Raw genomic sequence first — 19,659 nt, forward strand, 5'->3', positions numbered from 1 at the left:
TACACAGTGTTTTGTTGAAGATTTAGTGCTCATCAATATTTCAAGAAGGATCTGGTTAGTTATCATATCTGCAGAACCAGGAAAGTTCCAGCCAAAAAAAAGGAACAGATAAAGCCTTTCCGGTTGGAATGGCGTTTGCTGCGATCTGTTTAAATGCTTCACTGCTAAAGCTTTGGCTTGGCATTTTATGGAGATCAAAAAAATATAGAGTGTACGAGACTACATATAGGGATAATAAAATTGCAAGGCCAGATAAAATGTTATGCGACAATCAATGCACTATTGCCAATGACATGTCGGACAAGGGTATAAACCAGGATCTACAGGAATATGTGGAAGAGGATGGTTATCCTGTCCCATATAAAAATATTCTGCACGACAATTCTGCCGGATAATATGTGGTTATCCGGCCGGATGATCCGGTTTTCAAAAAAGACGATATGTACCTGTGAGCTCCCGAATCTTAACTCTAAAAACAACTACGCGATTATGGACATAGCAGGCTCAATCACAGGACTTACAGGTATTGCGGCCGGTGTGTGCACATCGGTTTCTTTATTGCCCCAGTTGTTCAAGATGTTAAGAGAGAAAAAAGCAGACGATATTTCTTTTGTAACACTGGCTATACTGGTTACAGGTCTTCTGCTATGGGTGATTTACGGTGTTATGAAAAAAGATTATCCAATTGTTGTAACCAATTCATTTTCGGCGCTCGTAAATATAGCAGTAATGGTATGCACCATTATTTACAAGCGCAAAAATCAATAATCACCAGGCTTCTTCATAATTTGCCACAAGATTGCCGGGTAGCATCTACGGTTTGTCCGCGAAATATCAGGCAGGTTACACGGGTTGTACAGGTGCCTCAGAGCTATTTTGCCCATGGCAGGAAAGCATCATTAGAATCGCGTGCACCGGTTGCAACACCTTGTGAGTATATCGCTTCCCCGTCCAAGTTTTTTGTTTCGATATACCACAACATTACCTGTTTCTGCCCCCCAAAAAAACAAGATAATTGCAAAGGCATTGCGGGAAAGGTATTTATGAAAAAAATATATGCGTGCTCATCGAAAAAGAAAATGATTTGAACTTCGGAAACTATTAAATTAAATTGTTTTTGATAGCTTTAGCAACAGCCTCACTTTTGGAATGTACCTGTAGTTTTTTGTAAATATTTTTCACATGGGCGTTTACTGTATCGATACTTACGGCGCATGTATCAGCAGTCATTTTATAGCTAAGACCTTCAACAAGGCAGGTTAGAATTTCTTTTTCCCGTAGGGTTAAATCAAAATTCGTTGGTACTTTTCTTGACTCCTTGTCTTTTAGTATTTTAAGCACTTTGTTTGCAACAGAAGGTGTCATGGCGCTCCCTCCTTCATAAATCTCCCTGATTGCTTCCAGTATTCCGGCAGGAGACGTATTTTTTAGAATATATCCATCAGCACCGGCACAAATGGCATTGAAGATTTTATCTTCATCATCAAAAATTGTATCCATCAATACCTTAACTGAAGGAAAATATTCTTTTATCAGTGCAACTCCTTCAATGCCGTTCAGGCCGGGCATTTCTATGTCCATCAGCACCACATGAGGGTTGGATTGATTAAGCTTTTCAACTAGCTTATCACAGTTAGAGAATGCACCTACGCATGAGAAACCGCTTGTGCCATCAATCAGCTGAAACAATCCGTTTCGTAAATATTTGTTATCCTCGAAAAGAGCGACCTTAATCATATCTTTAATTTCAGTTCAATACTTGTACCTTCTTCTGTTGCAGTTTCAATTATCAGGATTGCGTTAATTTCTTTCGCTCTGCGCTGCATGTTTTTTAAACCATTGCCGGCGTCGAGCTTATCCCTGTTGAAACCAACGCCGTTATCCCTGATAAGCATGTAAACAAGTGACTCATTTCTAGAGATCAAAAACCTAATGTGAGAGGCTTGCGAATACTTAACCACATTAGTTGTAGCTTCTTTGAATATGAGATAAAAATTCTTGCGTACCTCCATGGGCATACTTATTCCGCTGATGTCGCCTTCAATCAAAAAATTAAACTGTATATTTTTACCTTTAAGTACCTGGTATGCAAATGAGCGCATCCTGGAAACAATTTTCTCAAAATCATCATTTTCCGGATTGATCGTCCATACAATATCACTCATGGCGTCAACAATTTTTCGCGAACTCTCGCCAATTTCATCCAGCGCCGGCAAAGATTTTCCGGCCTGCAGTTTAGCCACCTCGCTCAATACGGATATACTGTTAAGTGTTGAACCGATATCATCATGCAAATCGCTCGCTATATTGTTTCTTATAGTCTGCAGTTTAATGACCTGTTGTACTCTGTAGCGATAAACAGCATACAATGCAACTACTACTAAAGCAACCAACAAGGCCTTGAACCACCAGGTATTCCAAAAGGGCGGAGCAATTGTAAACGTGATAACAGCTGGCACTTCGTTCCACATATTATCATTGTTACTTGCTTTTACTTTAAATGTATAGCTGCCTGCATCAAGATTGGTATAGTTGGCAAGACGTTTGGCGGCATCTGTAAATATCCAATTCTTATCATAGCCTTCAAGCATATAAGCAAAACGATTTTTTTCGGGATGCACATAACTCAACGCTGCAAAAACAAATGAAATGTCGTTTTGCCGGTATGAAAGTTTAAGATGATCGATTTCATCAACCGGTGAAGTAATAATATTTATTGAATCGCCTGAGTCAAATGATCTATTTGAAATATTAATACCCGTAATGACCACTGGAGGAATATAAGTATTGTCTTTTAATTCGCCTGGCCTGAAGGCAAGCAGACCAACGTTGCAACCAAAATACAACCTGCCATCATCACCTTTTACGCAAGCATTAAAATTGAATTCATCCCCGGGCAGGCCATCATTTATATCATAATTCCTGCAGATGGACTGTGGTGATCTTCCTATGCACGGTGTGAACCTGCAAAGCCCCCTGTTTGTAGTTAACCAAAGGTTACAATCATCGTCCGCAACAATGCCTATAATTGAATTATCCGGCAGCCCATCTCTGGTGGTAAAACTGACAAAACTTTCAGTCTTTTTCTCAAATCTGCTTAAACCTCCTTGTGTGCCAATCCAGATAATACCCTGCCCATCATCATAGAAACAGTGCGTTATATTATTGCAAATGGAGTTTGCGTTCTGATCATCGTGACTGAAAATTTTAATTACTCCCGATGTAGTATTCAACATGGTAATACCGTTTGTTCCCGTCACCCACAATATACCATCTGAATCAAAATGCAATCCAGCAATATTATCTGTACTTAAATGATTGGTATCGCGATGAAAATTTTCAAAACTCAGGAACTGCTTCGTTCTCAAATCATAATATTTTAGTCCGTGTTCTGTTCCGATCCATAATTTTTTATCGTTGTCTTCCACTATGGAGTTGCACTGATTGTGAAGCGTTGTATCCTTGTTATTAAATGTAGAATGAACAGGTAATAGTTTACCTGTTGCACGATCTAACATCAAAAGTCCTTCATCAAAACTTACTACCCAGTAGATTCCGTCGGAGTCACATTCCATTCCATAGCAAAAATTAAAGCCTGTAATCGCATTGTTTCTCATTGCAATTTTATAGCCTTTAAAGCTTTCGGATACCGCACTAAATTCCTGCACACCTACACCGAATGTTGTCATAAATATTCTGCCTTTCCGATCTTTATACATACCAAGGGGAAAATGAGACGCATATGCCTTATCATAATTTTGAAACAGGCTAAACTTTTTTTCGGAGATATAGCAATTATTCAACCCGCCCCCGGCCGTTGCGATCCATAACACACCACTTCGGTCTTCGTACAGGTATTTAACCTCATCGGAAGTAAGCGAATATTTATCACTGCCATCAGCATGAAAGGTTTGAAAATCTTCTGTCTCGTGCCGATATATGCTAACGCCGCCTGTATATGTTCCTGCCCAAATTCTATGGCGACTGTCTTCAATTAATGCGTTTACAGCGTCGCTGCCAAGGGAATTAAAATTCGCATTGGAATGACGAAAAACCTTTGCAACCTTCGTCTGAGCATTGTAACGGAATAGCCCCTTGTTCCATAAACTGATCCATATATTATTTTCATGATCCTGAAGCATGCATATCACTTCCCGGCCCAGTGATTCATGTGCTTTGGCCGGTGGAAGAAAGCGTGTGAGCTTTTTGCGGGCAGGGTCAAAAATATTAATGCCATTTGAAGTCCCTATCCAAAGCATATTCTCCCGGGAGATCATCAAACAAATTACGTTCTGGCCGATTAAGCTATCATTACCAATAAGCGAGTTAAGGTTCACGAATTTATCTGAAAATGATTCGTAAAAGTATACACCTGTATTTGTTCCAATCCAGACTCTTCCATTTTTATCTACGGCAAGGCAGTTACCGTTAGCCGGTGTTGGGGCTATTTTATTCTGATCATAAAATGTGAATTTTTCGGTTTGTGTATTATACTTGCAAAGGCCTTTATTGCCCGTCATCCAAATGCTACGGTTGCTATCCTCACACAAACTAGTTACATCGTTAAGCGGTAATGTGTTTTTATTGTAAGGGTCATAGCGAAATGAAGTGAAAGCGTATCCATCAAACTTAATCAGTCCGTTATAAGCTCCGAACCACATGTACCCTTTTTTATCCTGTAAGATTGAAGTGAAAATTGTCTGCGATAACATGTGATCCTGGCTAAAGTGATTGAAGCGAATGTTATTTAATGCTGGTTGAGCCAGGCACGGCGAAGGAGCAATCCCCCAAAAAAGTACTGCAGCAGCTTTTAAAAAAGCAGCCTTTAGCAGGGTGTTTTTCCAGGGGATTAGTCTGTTCAATTTGAGAAGTTGTTTTGCAAAGATAAAATTATTGCTACTATCTGTGTTATCACATAAATATGTGATTAAGGTAACATACAGGTAACACAATGCCTAACTTCTGCGATTGACAACAAGGACATGCCGTCAGAACTTTGCATCACGACCCGGCTATTTTTTCGAATGGTGACTTTTCCAACGTTCTTCACAACTCAAATTATTCGTATGAAAAACATCTTAACCGTGTTACTTGTTATTGATATTTTTTTACTATCAAATGCCTGTACCAAGACAGGAGTAGATCCTGCGAAAAAAACAGTTAAAGACCAGGTCGCTGAAAGGATCATAGAAAAAGCCAGCTATTCTGGCTGGCTATCAGCCAGCGTTCCATGCTCGTCTTTAGTAAAGATCTACAAAGTCATTAGTGGAACACCTCTTGCACTGACCGCCGACGTTTTAAAAAATGGGAAAGTTCTTGTTTTCGGGAGAGCTGGTGAATTGTCTCAGCCTTATTCATTACCACACCTACATTTTTTTAGTACCCACACCGTGTCAGTTGTGCGAAGAACATATTTCAAAGACCAGGTTGCCAATATTACAGTTTACGATTCTTTAGCAGGAATACGTTTCTTGTCGCCGTTCTCCGTCTCCTACGGTTATTGCAATAATCAGTTTCGTTGCATAATCGTGCCTCCTGTCTTAAAAGCGGCGGCCAACACCGCGGGACTCAATTGGAATGACTATAACGCAGTAATATCTTATTTTAAAATAGCACCATAACGTGATTATTCAGTCCTTACACCCGAGGTTGGATTTAGAGGCAATGGTGATTCTATGAACTCAGTTCGGTCACAATATTCCTAAATGAAACTCCCTAAATCAACATTCATTTCGCCCTTTTTCACCTAAATTCTTTTATATGAAACGATTAGTTATTTCGACTCTTATTGTTTGCATGGTTGCATGCACAAAGCAGGACCAGTTCACACTTCCCCAAAATGCAAAAGGCACTGGCAAGTTATTGACAGATTGGATAGCTGTACATCTTAGATTAATAAAAAACACAACAGGCCTTTCGCACGTTGCCTATTCAAGGCATTTTGCGTACACAAGCATCGCATTTTATGAGTCCCTTGTGCCGGGATCGCCCGGACATCAGTCTATTGCCGGCCGGCTTCAAAATCTGAACAACCTGCCTGCGCCGCAAACAACCCAGTTGTGCTGGATTGCAGCAGGCAATTCAGCTTATGCATCGCTTATGCGGTTTTTTTACAGCGGTAACAAAATTAACCTCCCAATCATCGACTCTCTGGAAGCGGCTGAAAACGAGCAACTGGTAAATATTGCCAGGTACAGTCAGGCTGCGGTAACAGCAGGAAATGAATTTGGAAATAATCTAGCACAGGCAATTATAAACTGGTCCATGCAAGATGGCTCAGCAAATATTCATCCACCCTATGTTCCACCCACAGGCGACAGTTTGTGGGTACCAACACCGCCTGCATTTGCAGTACCAGCGGCTCCTTATTGGGGAGACAACAAAACCATCATCTCCGGCAGTATTGATAATACGCTTGCACCTGCACCTATTCCGTTTAGCGTACAACCCGCATCGCCTTTTTATAACATGGCAAACGATCTTTTTGCAGCGTCTCAAAATCTTACAACTGATCAAAAAGATATGGCCGGTCATTGGGACGATTCGCCAAATGGAAAATATGTTACAGCCTTCGGTCACTGGGCTTCAATCTTATCGCAAATGATTACAAAACTTGATCTGTCTTTGATAAGATCGGCGGCTATTTATGCAGGAATGTCGATAGCTATGAATGATGCTTCTATTTCTTGTTGGAAAGCCAAATACACCTATAATCGGATTCGCCCCGTAAGCTATATTCGGCTTTATTTGGGAAGCCCTGACTGGACCTCATTTATAACAACGCCTGCACATCCGGAATATCCTGCAGCTCACTCAACGCTCTCTTACGCTGCAGCGACAGTGTTAACGCATTACCTGGGTAATGTGCCATTTACCGATCACACGTACGATAATGTCGGGCTTGCTCCCCGTTCTTATACAAGCTTTATAGCAGCTGCAACTGAAGCCGGAAATTCACGATTTTATGGTGGCATACACTTTTTACCTTCTATTAAAGCAGGGGCAATCTGCGGCACCGCTGTTAGTAAAAATGTGTTGGTGGCTCTGGCTTTAAGGAATGATGATTGATAGAGGTCTTTGCGGAGCTGTAGTTTATGTTGGAAGAATATCAGGACTCACATATAACATATCCCGTGCGGCCAAAACTAAAAGGAAACGCCGTTGCTTGATGGGACATTTCTGCTGAAGATTCGGGCTGGCAATTCTGTTGTAACGAAAAAAAATGATGGCTCTAAAGTATTTTTTAATCATAACTAAAACCAATAAAATGAAAAAACAACAATTAAAGAAAGTGTTACAGTTTATTATCCTTGCGATAACCTTTTTCACTTTGGCAGATTCTGTAAATGCTCAAAAGAAATGTCATAACGGTAAATGTCCGATCGGTTATGCATGCGCACCATCCGGGTATTGTGTTCGGTATTGTTCTCATTGTCAGCCGTTTCTTATCGAATCTGCCGATGAAGTCGTTTCTGCCGAAAGTTCTCAATTCGCAGTAATCAGATTTCAAATGGATGAAGCGAAAGCTGGTTCCGTTAAAATATATGATATAGCAGGACGGTTGGTCAGGACGCTTCTTACTGAAAGTGTGCAACAAGGTGTACATCAGTTTTTATGGAATGCAAAGGATGAAAACGGGAGCCCGGTAGCTACAGGGATTTATATTATACAATTGAATGAAGGAAATAAAATGCAAACAAGAAAATTGTTTGTTGTCAGCTGACCGGATTTAAAGAATGCTCATTAAAATAATTGTGGGAAGGCAATTCTCAAATGTTATTTGCTTTTTTTGAGATGTACTAAATTAATTCCAATACTCAGCCTGAAATTAATTGGTTCACCCGGCGTATATCGCCATTCCTTGATAGCGGAGTTAAAATAACCCATTGCGGCATAGTCGGTATTGGTGAGGTTGTATACATTTAAACAGATGTTGAATCTATTAATGCTATAGCTTAATGCTGCATCAAACAAATTGTAAACAGGTAAATAATTGACAGGATCGCCGGAGGCCCAACCTGGATCTACAGCGCTTCGTTTACCCATATGCTGGTATCCAATTGCAAATGACAGGCCTCCTGATTTGTGATGTAGCACAATGTATTTTAGCCACAGGTTAGCATAGTGATCTGGAGTGCCGAAAATTCTTAAGCCAACAAGGCCGCTGCTATCTTTGGTAATTCTTGCATCTGTGTATGCATAGTTTCCTGCGATAGTTAGCGAATGTGTAATATTTCCGTTTATATCAACTTCAATTCCTTTGCTTGTTACCTGTCCGGTTTGAATATTAAAACCAGGATGGGCCGGATCTGCTGATAAGGTGTTATTCTTTGTGATCTGAAAAACGGAAAAATTTATATTCAATTTTTTGTCAAAAAAATATGCCTTCATTCCAGCTTCTATATCGCTGCCGGTAAGTGGCCTTAAGGGGGTATGATTATACACGGGAGCAATCTCCGGCGCGAAACTCTGATCATACATTGCATATATTGAAATGTCTTTTGTAAATAACCAGGTTAATCCCATGCGAGGCGTAACTACATTATAGATATTGTTTTTTTGATAATCGGGAACGGAAGTTCCGGTGTCATAAAAAGTTGCATGTGTAAAATGGCCGGCCAGGGTAATCACTAATTTTTCTGCAATTTTTATATGATCCTGCAGATAAATGGTGACATTGTTGAATCTTACTTTCTGATAGAACGTGTCAGAGAATTGCGTATTTCTCAAAGAGTCAACAGGCAGATAATATTGCGGCCTGGGGATGTATAATCCGAACTTTTTTTGTCCATAAGTATCTTTAATCTGATCATCTGTGCCGGCGCTGTAACAATCAATCCCCAACAAAAGCTTGTGTTCAATCTTTGCAGTTGTTTTAAATTTACCGTCAAAAAAAAACTGTGCTACTTTAGAAAAGTTTCGCCATTCCTCATGATTGACATACCTATATAATGTATCATTTGTCACTTGTAAAGATGGATCCGTTTGTAACCAATGAAAAATATATGAGCCGTCGATATAAGCAAGTTGGGCATTCAACTGCCAGTTATCATTGAAGATGTGTTTAAAATGGATACGGAAGTAATTATCACTGGGTGCTACCTTGTCAGTACTGGCATCTGCTACTGCAAAATTCCTTGGGAGCATGAGCATTTTGCCATCAATGGAAGGGAGGTCGGTATTGTTTCCCTTTGTTTCGGCTTTCATTAAATTGTATTCGGCAGTAAAAGATATTTTTTTAGTAAGGTCATATTTTACGGCAGCACATACAAAATACCTTGATGCTGTCCCGAATTGAAATGATCTGTTTTGACGGTGAACGCCTGCATTAAAGCGATATGAAAATTTTGACGATTTTGAAAACGTGCCACCAATATCTGCAGTAAGCCGAATCATATTGTAGCTTCCGAACCCCACATTTATATTAGATATGGATTCTTTCGACGGTTGTTTAGTTACTATGTTCACAATGCCCCCTGGTTCGGCTTCGCTCATCATAAAGCCGGCGGGTCCTTTTATGAGTTCGATTTTTTCCAACATAGCTGCGTCTTCCTGCTGGTTCCACCAAAAATTGCCGACGCCATTGCGAACTACATTATAGGTTGCGTCAGTTCCACGAATTATTAATGAATAATCATTTAATCCACCATTGATTTTTTCAACGCCGCTGACATTGCGTGTTGCTTCTGTTGTGGATAACAAGCCCTGATCTGCCATCGTTTGATGAGTAACTACCGCAATGTTTTGTGGTATCTCATTAAGTGGCAAATTCAGCCGCAATGATTCCGAAGGTTTTATTTCAACATGTTTCGAATCGAGATTTGCAACAACCGTTATTTTTTTTAGTTCCGCATATGTTTGATCAAGTTGTACGGTAATAAAAGTTGTTTCATTTTGTTTTATATGTACATTGATTGTACTATCAACATACCCTAGTAATGAGAAGCGAAGAATACAATTCCCGGGGCTTAATTTTTTGATCTCAAAATTTCCCTGATCATCAGTAATATCCCCTTTGCCGGAATTTTCTATCCGGACACTTACAAAAGCAGCTGGCATTCCATCTGAAGTTGAAACAGTACCGCGAATGGTCCCATTATTTTCATTGGAGAAAACATAAGAGGGCAGGAGTAGAAGAAAAGGGATTAGAAAAAGTTTCATACTTGCATTTTATACTTAAGTCGGTTAACTTGATTTTTAACTCTGGCGACTATATAAGAATGATAAAATGGTAAGTTGATAGGCTTGCAGCAATTTCAAGTCGTTTGGTAAAGCTAGAGAAATTCCTCCTCATTGTCAATAGAATCGGATGCCTGATGGCGCGGTTGCCAAATGCTCTGAGAGGTGTATGCTTAATCTTCTACATCCCCCAAAGATTAAAAACCTGATCCGTCACGGATACAATATGGATAAAAACACAATCTCAAAATGTAGACAGGTGTAACGCTATCAAATTCGCATCCATGGGGGATGGCACAAGCCCAATAACATTGAGTTTTGTATGTTACAAAGGCTGAGAATAGCCGGAATACGACAAATGCAGAAACTAAGAAAGCTACAAGTTTGCATCTCCGTCTTTTCACCCGATAGCCCAGCGATTGTGTGTGGTGTTTGGCAGGTCTTCTGGCTAGCTTACATATGAACATCTTCCCGTTTAAATATAGTGGTATGAAGATCCTGATGTTGAACAAGGATGAATTGCATCTTGATCGTAAAGCTTACAGCTACAGGGATAGCGCCGGATTTACACCGGACTTCCCTTTTAACGGCGCATTCGCCAGCGAAATCCGCGGCATAAATAACGGATAATTAAAAAGGGGGAATTGAAAATTCACAATGAATTTTCACGGCCAGGAATCCATCATTTTCAATTTTCACTTGTCAATTTTTCAATTATCTTCCTCTTCTTTCCCTATATTTAAGGTTATTCTTTATTTATGAGTTCCAAACAGAAACTAACGCTTTTTGACTTGACCATGGTTGTGATTGGGCTGTGTATTGGAATGGGAAGCAGGCGTTTGAGCAAATAGGAGAATGTGCGGATGTGCAAATGAGTAAATGTGCAAATGGTAAATGTGCAAATGAGTAAATGTGCAAATGAGTAAATGTGCAAATGGATAAACAGGTAAGATGTGGCAGTTATAAACGTGCGATCTTTCCTGGAATTAGGAAGATAAAAAATACGGGTGGTGAGTTACGCATGGCTATGCAGAGCTCGCCTTTAAACACCCTCAATACAATGACAATAGCCAAAACGCAACTAAAATTTATACACTAATGAAAACTTGCCATCTCTATTCCCAATTATTCATTGTGCTTCTTACATTGTTTTTTACGGAGATGATTAATGCCCAAAGCGTAGATTTTAGCAATGCCGGGATTCTGGCTTCCGCAAATATCAAATCGCCTGTTCGGGAAACAATCATAAAAATGTTGCAGGAAGAAGTGGCAAAAAGAACTTCAATCAGCCCCCAACGGTTTGCATCGTCCGGGAAAAATCAGGTTATCGCGCTGGCAGTTATGCAGGATGAAAGAGTAGACGGGCTATCGGTACCAAAACGTAATGGTAAGAACCTTCCGGAAACAAAAGCTGAAGGCTACCGGATTGTTGTTGACAGCCAAACGGGGAAACAAATTTTGTGGCTGATCGGGGCTGACGACCGCGGCGTATTATTCGCTGTCGGCGATTTTTTGCGAAAAGCCAACCTGGAGAAAAACAAAATCTTGTTCAATAAAAAAGACGAGATTGCTACAGCTCCGCTGCAGGTCATCCGTGGTCACCAACTGGGGTACCGTGCCACCAACAATTCCACCGATGCCTGGAGTGTTGCCCAATACGAACAGTACATCCGTGATCTGATTGTTTTTGGTACCAACGCGGTTGAAATGATTCCCGCAGAGAAAGAAAAAAGGAATTCACTCATGCAGCTTGCTCCGGATGAAATGAATATTGAGGTTAGCAAAATTTGCCAAAAATATAGCATTGACTATTGGGTGTGGACTCCGGCTGGCTGCGATATGAAAGATCAGGTTGCGCGGACAAAAGATCTGGATACCAAAGAAGACTTTTATAAAAAATGTCCGAAACTCGACGACGTTTTTTTTCCGGGAGGCGACCCCGGCGATAATCATCCGCGCGAAGTATTGCCCTATTTAAAAGAGCTTCACGAGCGGCTTATCAAATACCACCCCAATGCCGGAATCTGGATTTCACTGCAAGGATTCAGCGAGGAACAAATTGACTATTTCTACGCCTACTTGCGCCAAAATAATCCCGATTGGCTGAAAGGCGTTGTGTCAGGCCCAAGCAGCCCGCCAATTGCCGAAACCCGGTTCAGGCTTCCTTCCAAATACAAACACCGCCTGTATCCGGACATTACGCACAATGTCCGTTGCGATTACCCGGTCAAAAACTGGGATCAGGCTTATATGCTCACCTATGGGCGCGAAGGTATCTGTCCTATGCCCAACTACTACGCTACAATCCATGCTAAATATACCCCTTATTCTGATGGGTTTATATCCTATTCAGATGGTTGCCACGACGATGTAAACAAAGTAACCTGGAGCATGCGCGGCTGGGACATAAACCTGGAGCCACAAACCATTATGGAAGACTATTGCCGCTATTTCTTTGGGCCGAAACTGGCCGAAAGCGCAGCCAATGGTATTATGGCTTTGGAAATGAACTGGAACGGCCCCGTCAAGAAAAACGGCGGCATTGAAACAGCCTTTGATCACTGGAAAAAGCTGGAAAAAGAAAACCCTCAATTAGCCGGAAACTGGCGCTGGCAAACGCTGATGGTTCGCTCTTATTACGATACATATCAAAGAAGGCGAAAGTTCTATGAGCAAGACCTTGAAAATAAAGCCAATGCAATTCTTGCCACCGCCCCCGAAATTGGTTCCGGAAAAGCCACGCAACAAGCGCTGGACGTATTGAAAAAAGCTGATACTGAACCAGTGTGCCAGGATATTCACGCCAAAATCGTAAACTATCTGGACGATCTATTCAAGTCGTGCGGCTACCAAAGCGATGTCAAAAAATACCAGGCATCCAACTCCCAGCGAAGTTGCATTCTCACCTTCCTCGATTATCCGTTGAACAACCGCTGGTGGCTCGAAGATGAATTTAAGAAAGTTGATACCATGCGATCGGAACAAGAAAAGCTGGCGAGGTTAAATATTATCCGCACCTGGGAAAATCCCGGGAACGGAAGTTTTTACGACAATATCTCTAACATTGAAACCAGCCCTCACTGTACTACCATATCGGATGACGCCACCGACGTGGCTTGGTGGGACGGCGGGATGTCACGAAAAAGGTTATCGTCGCAACTTTACCAGCAAAATCCAGAACTGAATTATGAAGACCTTGACCCAAACGGCCGTTACCGGATTCGCGTTTCAGGCCGTGGCGATGCTCTTCTGCGTGTTGACGGCGAACGCCTGGACCCGATTGTTTATGATAAAGAAATTGGAGGGTTCAAAGAGTTCGTGGTTCCAATGGCCCTGGTTGGAGATGGCAAAATTCACGTATCATTCGACCGGCCTGAAGAATCAAAAATCCGTTGGAGCCAGCAATCCCACGTTTCGGATGTCTGGTTGCTAAAACAATAAAAGAATGATGAGTGAATGGTATTTTCTTAATAGGTCATGCAAACGCGAAGCAAGTCCAAAATTAGGTACTTCGTACCCGTCCGAATGTGCATTAGGCGCGGGCGGGCTTCGTAAATCGTACTTGATAAATCTTGATGATCTTAAAGAAACGCCATTGAATGATGGGTGCGAAAAGCTCGTCACTCAGCACTAATAAATACTAGTCCCCCCGCCATATATAAATGAAAAAATGAACAGTATGAGACTTTCTCTTAAAATCTTCGCGCTTGCCGCCCTAATCTTTGGATTCGCATCATGCAGCAACAATGCTAGCAAAAAGCTTGATTTATCGCATGCAGTCATCCTCATTTCGCCCAAAATAAAAGCCCCGCTTAACGCATCTGCCAGGGCTATTTTGATCGAAGAAATTGGGAAACGCACCAATCTTCAGCTAAAAACCGCTGAAGGCTGGGACGGCAAAACCATTATTGCCTGCGCACTCTCTGACGATGAGACGCTATACGGCGAGACTGTTTTGAAACGTACGGGTGATACGCTTCCCGAAACAAAAAAAGAAGGGTTCCGTTTGGTGCATACCAATGCCAACGGAAAAGATGTGCTTTGGATTATTGGTGCCGACCCCCGCGGGGTTTTATACGGGATCGGGAAACTTCTCCGTATAGCCGACATGGCCGATAAAAGCATCAGCATTCCTACCGCGACCGACATCTCCTCTTCGCCTGAATATGCCATTCGTGCTCATCAGTTTGGGTATCGCCAAACGGCTAACTCGTGGGATTCGTGGACCATTGCCCAATTTGACCAGCATTTTCGCGAGCAGATGCTCTTCGGAGCAAACGGTATTGAAGGCATTCCTTTTCAGGACACACGTCCCGACCCGCTCATGAAATATCCCCGCGACTCGATGAATGTTGTTTTTAGCAAAATCTGCGAAAAATACGACCTCGACTATTGGGTATGGGCTGCTGTTGAAGCCGATTTGAAAGACAAAAAACAGCGCCAGGCTATTCTTGATCAATATGAAGCATTCTTTAAAGCTTGCCCGCGTTTCGATGACGTGTTTTATCCCGGCGGCGATCCTGGCGACAACCACCCGGCCGATGTATTGCCTTTCCTGGAAGAGATGACAACCATCATGCATAAATACCACCCGAATGCCGGTATGTGGATTTCCCTCCAGGGATTTGATAAAGACAAAGTGGATTATTTCTTCAACTACATCAATGAAAAAAATCCGGATTGGCTGAGGGGTATCATCAATGGCCCAAGTAGTCCCCCAATCAAAGAAGAGCGCGAACGCATGCCCAAGAAGTACAAACTTCGCAACTATCCCGACGTAACCCACACCGTACGTTGCCAGTTCCCTGTAAAGAAATGGGACCAGGCATTTGCCCTGACCGAAGGCCGCGAAGTTACCAACCCGCAGCCGCTCTATTATGCAAGTATCCACAACCACGATGCTCCCTACACCGATGGATTTGGCACCTATTCTGACGGTTGCCACGACGATATCAACAAAGTGATTTGGAGCCAAATGGCATGGGACACGAAGCAGGATGTTAAAAACGTAGTGAAAGAATATTGTAATTTCTTCTTCTCTTCGAAAGTTGCCAACGATGCTGCTGACGGAATTATTGCTTTGGAACAAAATTGGGTTGGGCCGATTGCCGGAAATGCAGCCATCGGGAAAACATTAGCACACTGGAAAAAACTTGAAGCAGAGAACCCACGCCTGGATAGCGTTAATTGGCGTTGGCAACAATTGGTGATGCGTGCATACTACGATGCATACGACCAGCAACGCCAGGCATACGAACATAAACTGGAAATGGAATCGAATGACATTCTGGCCAAAGCAAAAACAATCGGCGCCGACAAAGCCGTGGACGAAGCGTTAACTCATCTTCAATTAGCCGAGAAAGAGCCTGCTGCGCAGGACTTGAAGACAAAAACGCTGTTTTACATCGATGCATTGAATAAATCATGCGGACTGCAAACCAGTGTAAAAATGTACCAGGCTGCAGGTTATGAAAGAGCTTGTTTCCGCGATTTTATCGACTACCCGCTGAATAACCGCTGGTGGCTCGAAGATGAATTCAGGAAAATAAAAGAAATAAAGAGCGAGGAGGAAAAAGCAGCCCGCCTTGATGTCATCCGCAACTATGAGACTCCCGGCGAAGGCTCTTTCTACGACAACATTTCGAGCGCTGACGCCAAACACGTCACTTCTGAAACAGACGATGCCATCGATTATTTGTGGGATAATGACGGATGGAGCCGCAAACGCCTGTCAACACAGCTTTTCCAATTCAACCCGGAATTGCAGTATACTGAGCTTGACCCCAATACCAATTACCTGATTCGGGTTGCTGGTTTTGGAGAGGCCCTTTTGCGCGCCAATGGCCAGCTTTTAAAACCGACCAAATATGAAAAAGGATTCGAGCAATTCAAGGAATTTCCTCTTCCCAAAGATTTGATCAAAGACGGCAAGTTGAAAATTACGTTTGATAAGCCAACTACAGAAGAGCATATTAACTGGAGACAAAAGTCCAGGGTAACCGATGTTTGGGTTCTTAAACAATAAATCATTCAAAAACAGCAGCTAGTTTCCCGGCTGCTGTTTTTTGTCAACAATACCTTCAAAGACAACTTACCCTTTCTCTAAATTAAACCGCTGAATTTCTTTAAAGCTGCTCAACATGAAAAAAACAAATCCGCATACACTTCATCTGCTTCGCATGCTTGCCCTGGCTTTTGTGCTTCTAGGAAACGTTGCAAACGCATATGGCAGAATTTTTTTTCAGTCCGACACCGTGATACAGGTTGCCGGAAATGAACCAAAAAAGCTAAACCTTGAGAAGCCGGATGGAGAACTGCCTCCGCTGCCAGAGGTACAGAACATTGAACTGCTCCGTACAACCCGAGATGCGGCAGAGCTGGCGGATGGGGATGGCTGGACTTACGCGCACCATATGGACCTGGCCGAATGGAGAGGAAGGATGTATGCCGCCTGGAATATGACTGTGAAGGATGAAGACGTTCCTCCCTCGAAAGTTGTTTACGCGACTTCGCAAAACGGGGTTGACTGGAGCAAGCCGGCAGACTTCTTTCCACGCAACCTGGCCTGGCCTGGCCGGTTCTACTTTTACCATACAAAAAACGACCGGATGCTGGCTTTCTGCGCGGCCAATGTTAGTGCTGGCAATGTCAGCGAGTCCCAAAAAAAAGTATTGCTTGTTCGTGAAATTAAGTCCGATCACAAGTTAGGAGAGGTTTTCACGCTAATCACTCCATCCGATAAAATGCCCCCTTATTTTGAAAAATCGACCGATCAGGGTTTCATTGAAGCTTGTCGTGAGGCTGTCAACAACAACATGTTGCTCGAACAGCAGGATTATGGGATGTTACTTGGCGACCGAAAAATGGAATGGCACGAGAAAACTCCTCCTCTCAAAGGATGGAAATTTGGCAAAGCATTTTGTTTTTACGAACGGCCGGACCACCAATGGGTTGGGATCTCAAAGATGGGCTTTGTAACCACCTCCGGCGATGGCGGCAAAACCTGGACCGAACCCGTGCTACCGCCCACATTGATCGCCGGATCGGCTAAAGTTTGGGGACAACGCACCCGCGACGGTCAGTATCTGCTAAACTATAACCCCGACCCAAAACGGGCAAAACGATTTCCGCTGGTGGTTGTAAGCGGCAGCGATGGCGTTCATTTTAAAGACACGAGGGTAGTACATGGCGAATATCCCCCACGTCGCTATCCCGGTAAATACAAGGATTTTGGCTTCCAGTATGTCCGGGGCGTGGCGGCATGGTCGTCCGATAGCACGTTTGCAGACAAGGCTTCAACCTGGTTGATCTACAGTGTTCATAAAGAAGACATCTGGCTCTCAAGAATACCACTGCCGTTGAAAACGAATGCGGCTCCCTGCCCGATGGACGATTTTCAAAGCACTAAACCCGGGGTATTTGTTGCAGGCTGGAATATTTATTCTCCGAAATGGGCGCCGGTAAGGGTAGTTGATGAGCCGGGGAATAGCGGGAACCGATGCCTCGAACTTCGTGATGCCGATCCAACGGATTATGCCCGGGCCATGCGGCTTTTCCCAACAGCAAACGTTATAACGGCTGAATTTCAGATAAAACCGGAGCAAACCGACAAACGGCTGGATGTTGAAATTCAGGATGAAGAGGGAAAACCGTTTTTGACGTTAACGTTCGTCCCCGATGGAACCATTAACGCAGTTTCCGGTAAACATGAAGCCAGCTTAGGAAATTATGAACCAAATAAATGGCAACCTTTTAAAGTAACTGTTGGCAGCAACAAAAAATCTATACAAATTTATTGTTCAAATAAGCAGGTAGAAATTCCTTACAGGAAAAGCAGTAAGACAAAATTACAAAGGTTGGTTTTCAGAACCGGCGCCCCTCGCGGATTAGGCGATACAGACCTTTTGCAAGACAGAAAAGACCAGCCCGATGAAAAGGCCGCGGTTTATTATATTGACAATGTTTCAATCAAATAAAAATAGCACAGTGACACCGCAGGCGCGATATGTTCGCGGATTAAGCGTTGAACAATTCAACCCCGATTGTATTGATGTATAAATGTTTCGTAAACAATTTAATACACTATAAGCGCTGATCCAATCAGGGCGAGATTAAAAAATTGTGTAATTCTGCGGAACACGCTCCAGGATTAGTAATGTAAGAATGTATGAACATAAAAATTTTTACACACGTCTAATGGAGAAATACAGGCAAAGCCCAATGATGACGGACTGTCTGCATTGCTAAAGACCGGAAATCTTCAACCTGGTTTGGCGATTAACGCTGCTTTTGGCTATAGGTGAAATAGTCCCTTTAAAACTTGGAGCGTACCTGATCTTTATATAAAGCCAACATTTATTGAATTCGTACACAGATGAAATGTCAAGGTCATCATACTACCGCGTTTTCAGTTAGTGAGCCGGGGGAAATCTGGAATTTTTAATTCAATCATATCAAAAGTCTTTTTATCAAGAAGAAAAAGTGGTGGTTTGAACCACAAATTGAGGGCAGATGACTATCCCGGTTATCGCCTGTGCTGACATCATAAAAAATGTCAGTAAAAAATGACAGAAAAACTGAAAAAAATACACAGATTCCAGGATGGTCCATGACTTGATAGGATTTTTTGAGGTTGGGTCAACCACAAAAAGGTAAATTATTGTTCAACCAATTTAAATGGAGGTTAACTATGTCACTCGTAAAAAGAAACAGCAACAACCAGTCTGCCGTTCCCAGCTTGTTCGACGACTTCTTTAGCCGTGAGTTTTTTAACTGGGGCAACAATAATTATTCAGCTACACGCACAACTGTGCCGGCTGTAAATGTCAAGGAAACCAACGAGGAATTTGAAGTGGAGGTAGCTGCTCCGGGAATGAGCAAAGAAGATTTCAATATTACCCTGGACCACAACTACCTAACCATTAGTTCTTCAAAACAGCAAGAACAAAACAGCGAGGAGCACGGCTACACGCGCAGAGAATTCAGTTATCAATCTTTTAGCCGAAGCTTTGAGCTCCCTACAGATGTTGTGGACGGCGAAAACATTAAGGCAACCTACGATAACGGGCTGCTAAGGCTGGTTATCCCCAAAAAAGAAGAGGCCAAACAAAAGGGGCCAAAAACCATTCAAGTTAGTTAATGTGCAAAGTCCGCCTGCGGGCGGACTTTGTAATTTTTTTATGCCAGATGATATGAAAACACAATATCAAATCGAATGTAACATCCGCATCACAGATGGCTACGTAGAGCTGGCGCGCTTCCAGATCAGCGATAGTAAGGAAGATGCCCTTGAACTATTTAGCCAGTTAAAAGGCGCATTAATTGCAGAAAAACCTACTCCCGCTATACGCATGCACCTGGTCGATACCGGTCAACCGCTGGAAACGGTGCTGGCCGCGCGATACTGCACCCTTTGTGAGGCAAAGGATAATTTTGAAATCATTACGAAAGAAACGTTCAGAGCTATTAATATCGGATAAC

The 19,659-nt window shown here is 42.5% G+C and carries 13 protein-coding genes and 1 riboswitch; of the genes, 10 read left to right on the plus strand and 3 right to left on the minus strand.

Annotated features, from left to right (window positions below; all coding sequences use genetic code 11):
- Window positions 1–209 precede the first annotated feature (209 nt).
- Window positions 210–395: a hypothetical protein gene (locus QTN47_RS18795; RefSeq protein ID WP_369330955.1), complete on the plus strand. Its 186-nt coding sequence runs from the start codon at window positions 210–212 to the stop codon at window positions 393–395.
- A 94-nt stretch (window positions 396–489) separates the two neighbouring features.
- Window positions 490–768 carry a SemiSWEET transporter gene (locus QTN47_RS18800; protein ID WP_369330956.1) on the plus strand — a complete coding sequence of 93 codons (279 nt, stop codon included), beginning with the start codon at window positions 490–492 and terminating at the stop codon, window positions 766–768.
- Between the two features lie 333 nt (window positions 769–1,101).
- Here the strand turns inward: QTN47_RS18800 and QTN47_RS18805 are convergent, their stop codons facing one another.
- The gene (locus tag QTN47_RS18805; protein WP_369330957.1) at window positions 1,102–1,737 is read right to left on the minus strand and encodes a response regulator; all 636 of its coding nucleotides are present in this window, start codon (window positions 1,735–1,737) and stop codon (window positions 1,102–1,104) included.
- Window positions 1,734–4,862, minus strand: a complete 3,129-nt coding sequence (locus QTN47_RS18810; protein WP_369330958.1) for a ligand-binding sensor domain-containing protein — start codon at window positions 4,860–4,862, stop codon at window positions 1,734–1,736. Before QTN47_RS18810 ends, QTN47_RS18805 begins: the two co-directional genes overlap by 4 nt.
- A gap of 204 nt (window positions 4,863–5,066) precedes the next feature.
- Between QTN47_RS18810 and QTN47_RS18815 the strand changes: the two genes are divergently transcribed.
- The 3 genes from QTN47_RS18815 to QTN47_RS18825 all read left to right on the plus strand — a co-directional run bounded on the left by QTN47_RS18815 (window position 5,067) and on the right by QTN47_RS18825 (window position 7,723).
- A complete protein-coding gene (locus QTN47_RS18815; RefSeq protein WP_369330959.1) occupies window positions 5,067–5,621 on the plus strand; it encodes a hypothetical protein in 555 nt (184 codons plus the stop codon).
- Window positions 5,622–5,760: 139 nt separating this feature from the next.
- On the plus strand, window positions 5,761–7,068 hold the full coding sequence (locus QTN47_RS18820; RefSeq protein WP_369330960.1) for a vanadium-dependent haloperoxidase: 1,308 nt from the start codon (window positions 5,761–5,763) through the stop codon (window positions 7,066–7,068).
- A 199-nt stretch (window positions 7,069–7,267) separates the two neighbouring features.
- Complete coding sequence (locus tag QTN47_RS18825; RefSeq protein ID WP_369330961.1) at window positions 7,268–7,723, plus strand: FlgD immunoglobulin-like domain containing protein; 456 nt, start codon at window positions 7,268–7,270, stop codon at window positions 7,721–7,723.
- A 53-nt stretch (window positions 7,724–7,776) separates the two neighbouring features.
- Here the strand turns inward: QTN47_RS18825 and QTN47_RS18830 are convergent, their stop codons facing one another.
- The gene (locus QTN47_RS18830; RefSeq protein ID WP_369330962.1) at window positions 7,777–10,161 is read right to left on the minus strand and encodes a TonB-dependent receptor; all 2,385 of its coding nucleotides are present in this window, start codon (window positions 10,159–10,161) and stop codon (window positions 7,777–7,779) included.
- A 435-nt stretch (window positions 10,162–10,596) separates the two neighbouring features.
- Window positions 10,597–10,801: riboswitch (cobalamin riboswitch) on the minus strand.
- A gap of 629 nt (window positions 10,802–11,430) precedes the next feature.
- Between QTN47_RS18830 and QTN47_RS18835 the strand changes: the two genes are divergently transcribed.
- The 5 genes from QTN47_RS18835 (at window position 11,431) to QTN47_RS18855 (ending at window position 19,658) form a co-directional block, all read left to right on the plus strand.
- Window positions 11,431–13,620, plus strand: a complete 2,190-nt coding sequence (locus QTN47_RS18835; protein ID WP_369330963.1) for a hypothetical protein — start codon at window positions 11,431–11,433, stop codon at window positions 13,618–13,620.
- A gap of 238 nt (window positions 13,621–13,858) precedes the next feature.
- Entirely contained in the window at window positions 13,859–16,204 is a 2,346-nt protein-coding gene (locus QTN47_RS18840; protein WP_369330964.1) for a hypothetical protein, read from the plus strand.
- 115 nt (window positions 16,205–16,319) lie between these two features.
- Window positions 16,320–18,155 (plus strand): sialidase/neuraminidase family protein, encoded by a 1,836-nt coding sequence (locus tag QTN47_RS18845; protein WP_369330965.1) that lies wholly within the window; start codon window positions 16,320–16,322, stop codon window positions 18,153–18,155.
- Between the two features lie 713 nt (window positions 18,156–18,868).
- Complete coding sequence (locus QTN47_RS18850) at window positions 18,869–19,318, plus strand: Hsp20/alpha crystallin family protein (protein ID WP_369330966.1); 450 nt, start codon at window positions 18,869–18,871, stop codon at window positions 19,316–19,318.
- A 52-nt stretch (window positions 19,319–19,370) separates the two neighbouring features.
- Window positions 19,371–19,658 (plus strand): hypothetical protein, encoded by a 288-nt coding sequence (locus QTN47_RS18855; protein ID WP_369330967.1) that lies wholly within the window; start codon window positions 19,371–19,373, stop codon window positions 19,656–19,658.
- Window position 19,659: the final 1 nt, after the last annotated feature.

This window comes from Danxiaibacter flavus (assembly GCF_041060425.1).
Classification (GTDB): Bacteria; Bacteroidota; Bacteroidia; order Chitinophagales; family Chitinophagaceae; genus Danxiaibacter; species Danxiaibacter flavus.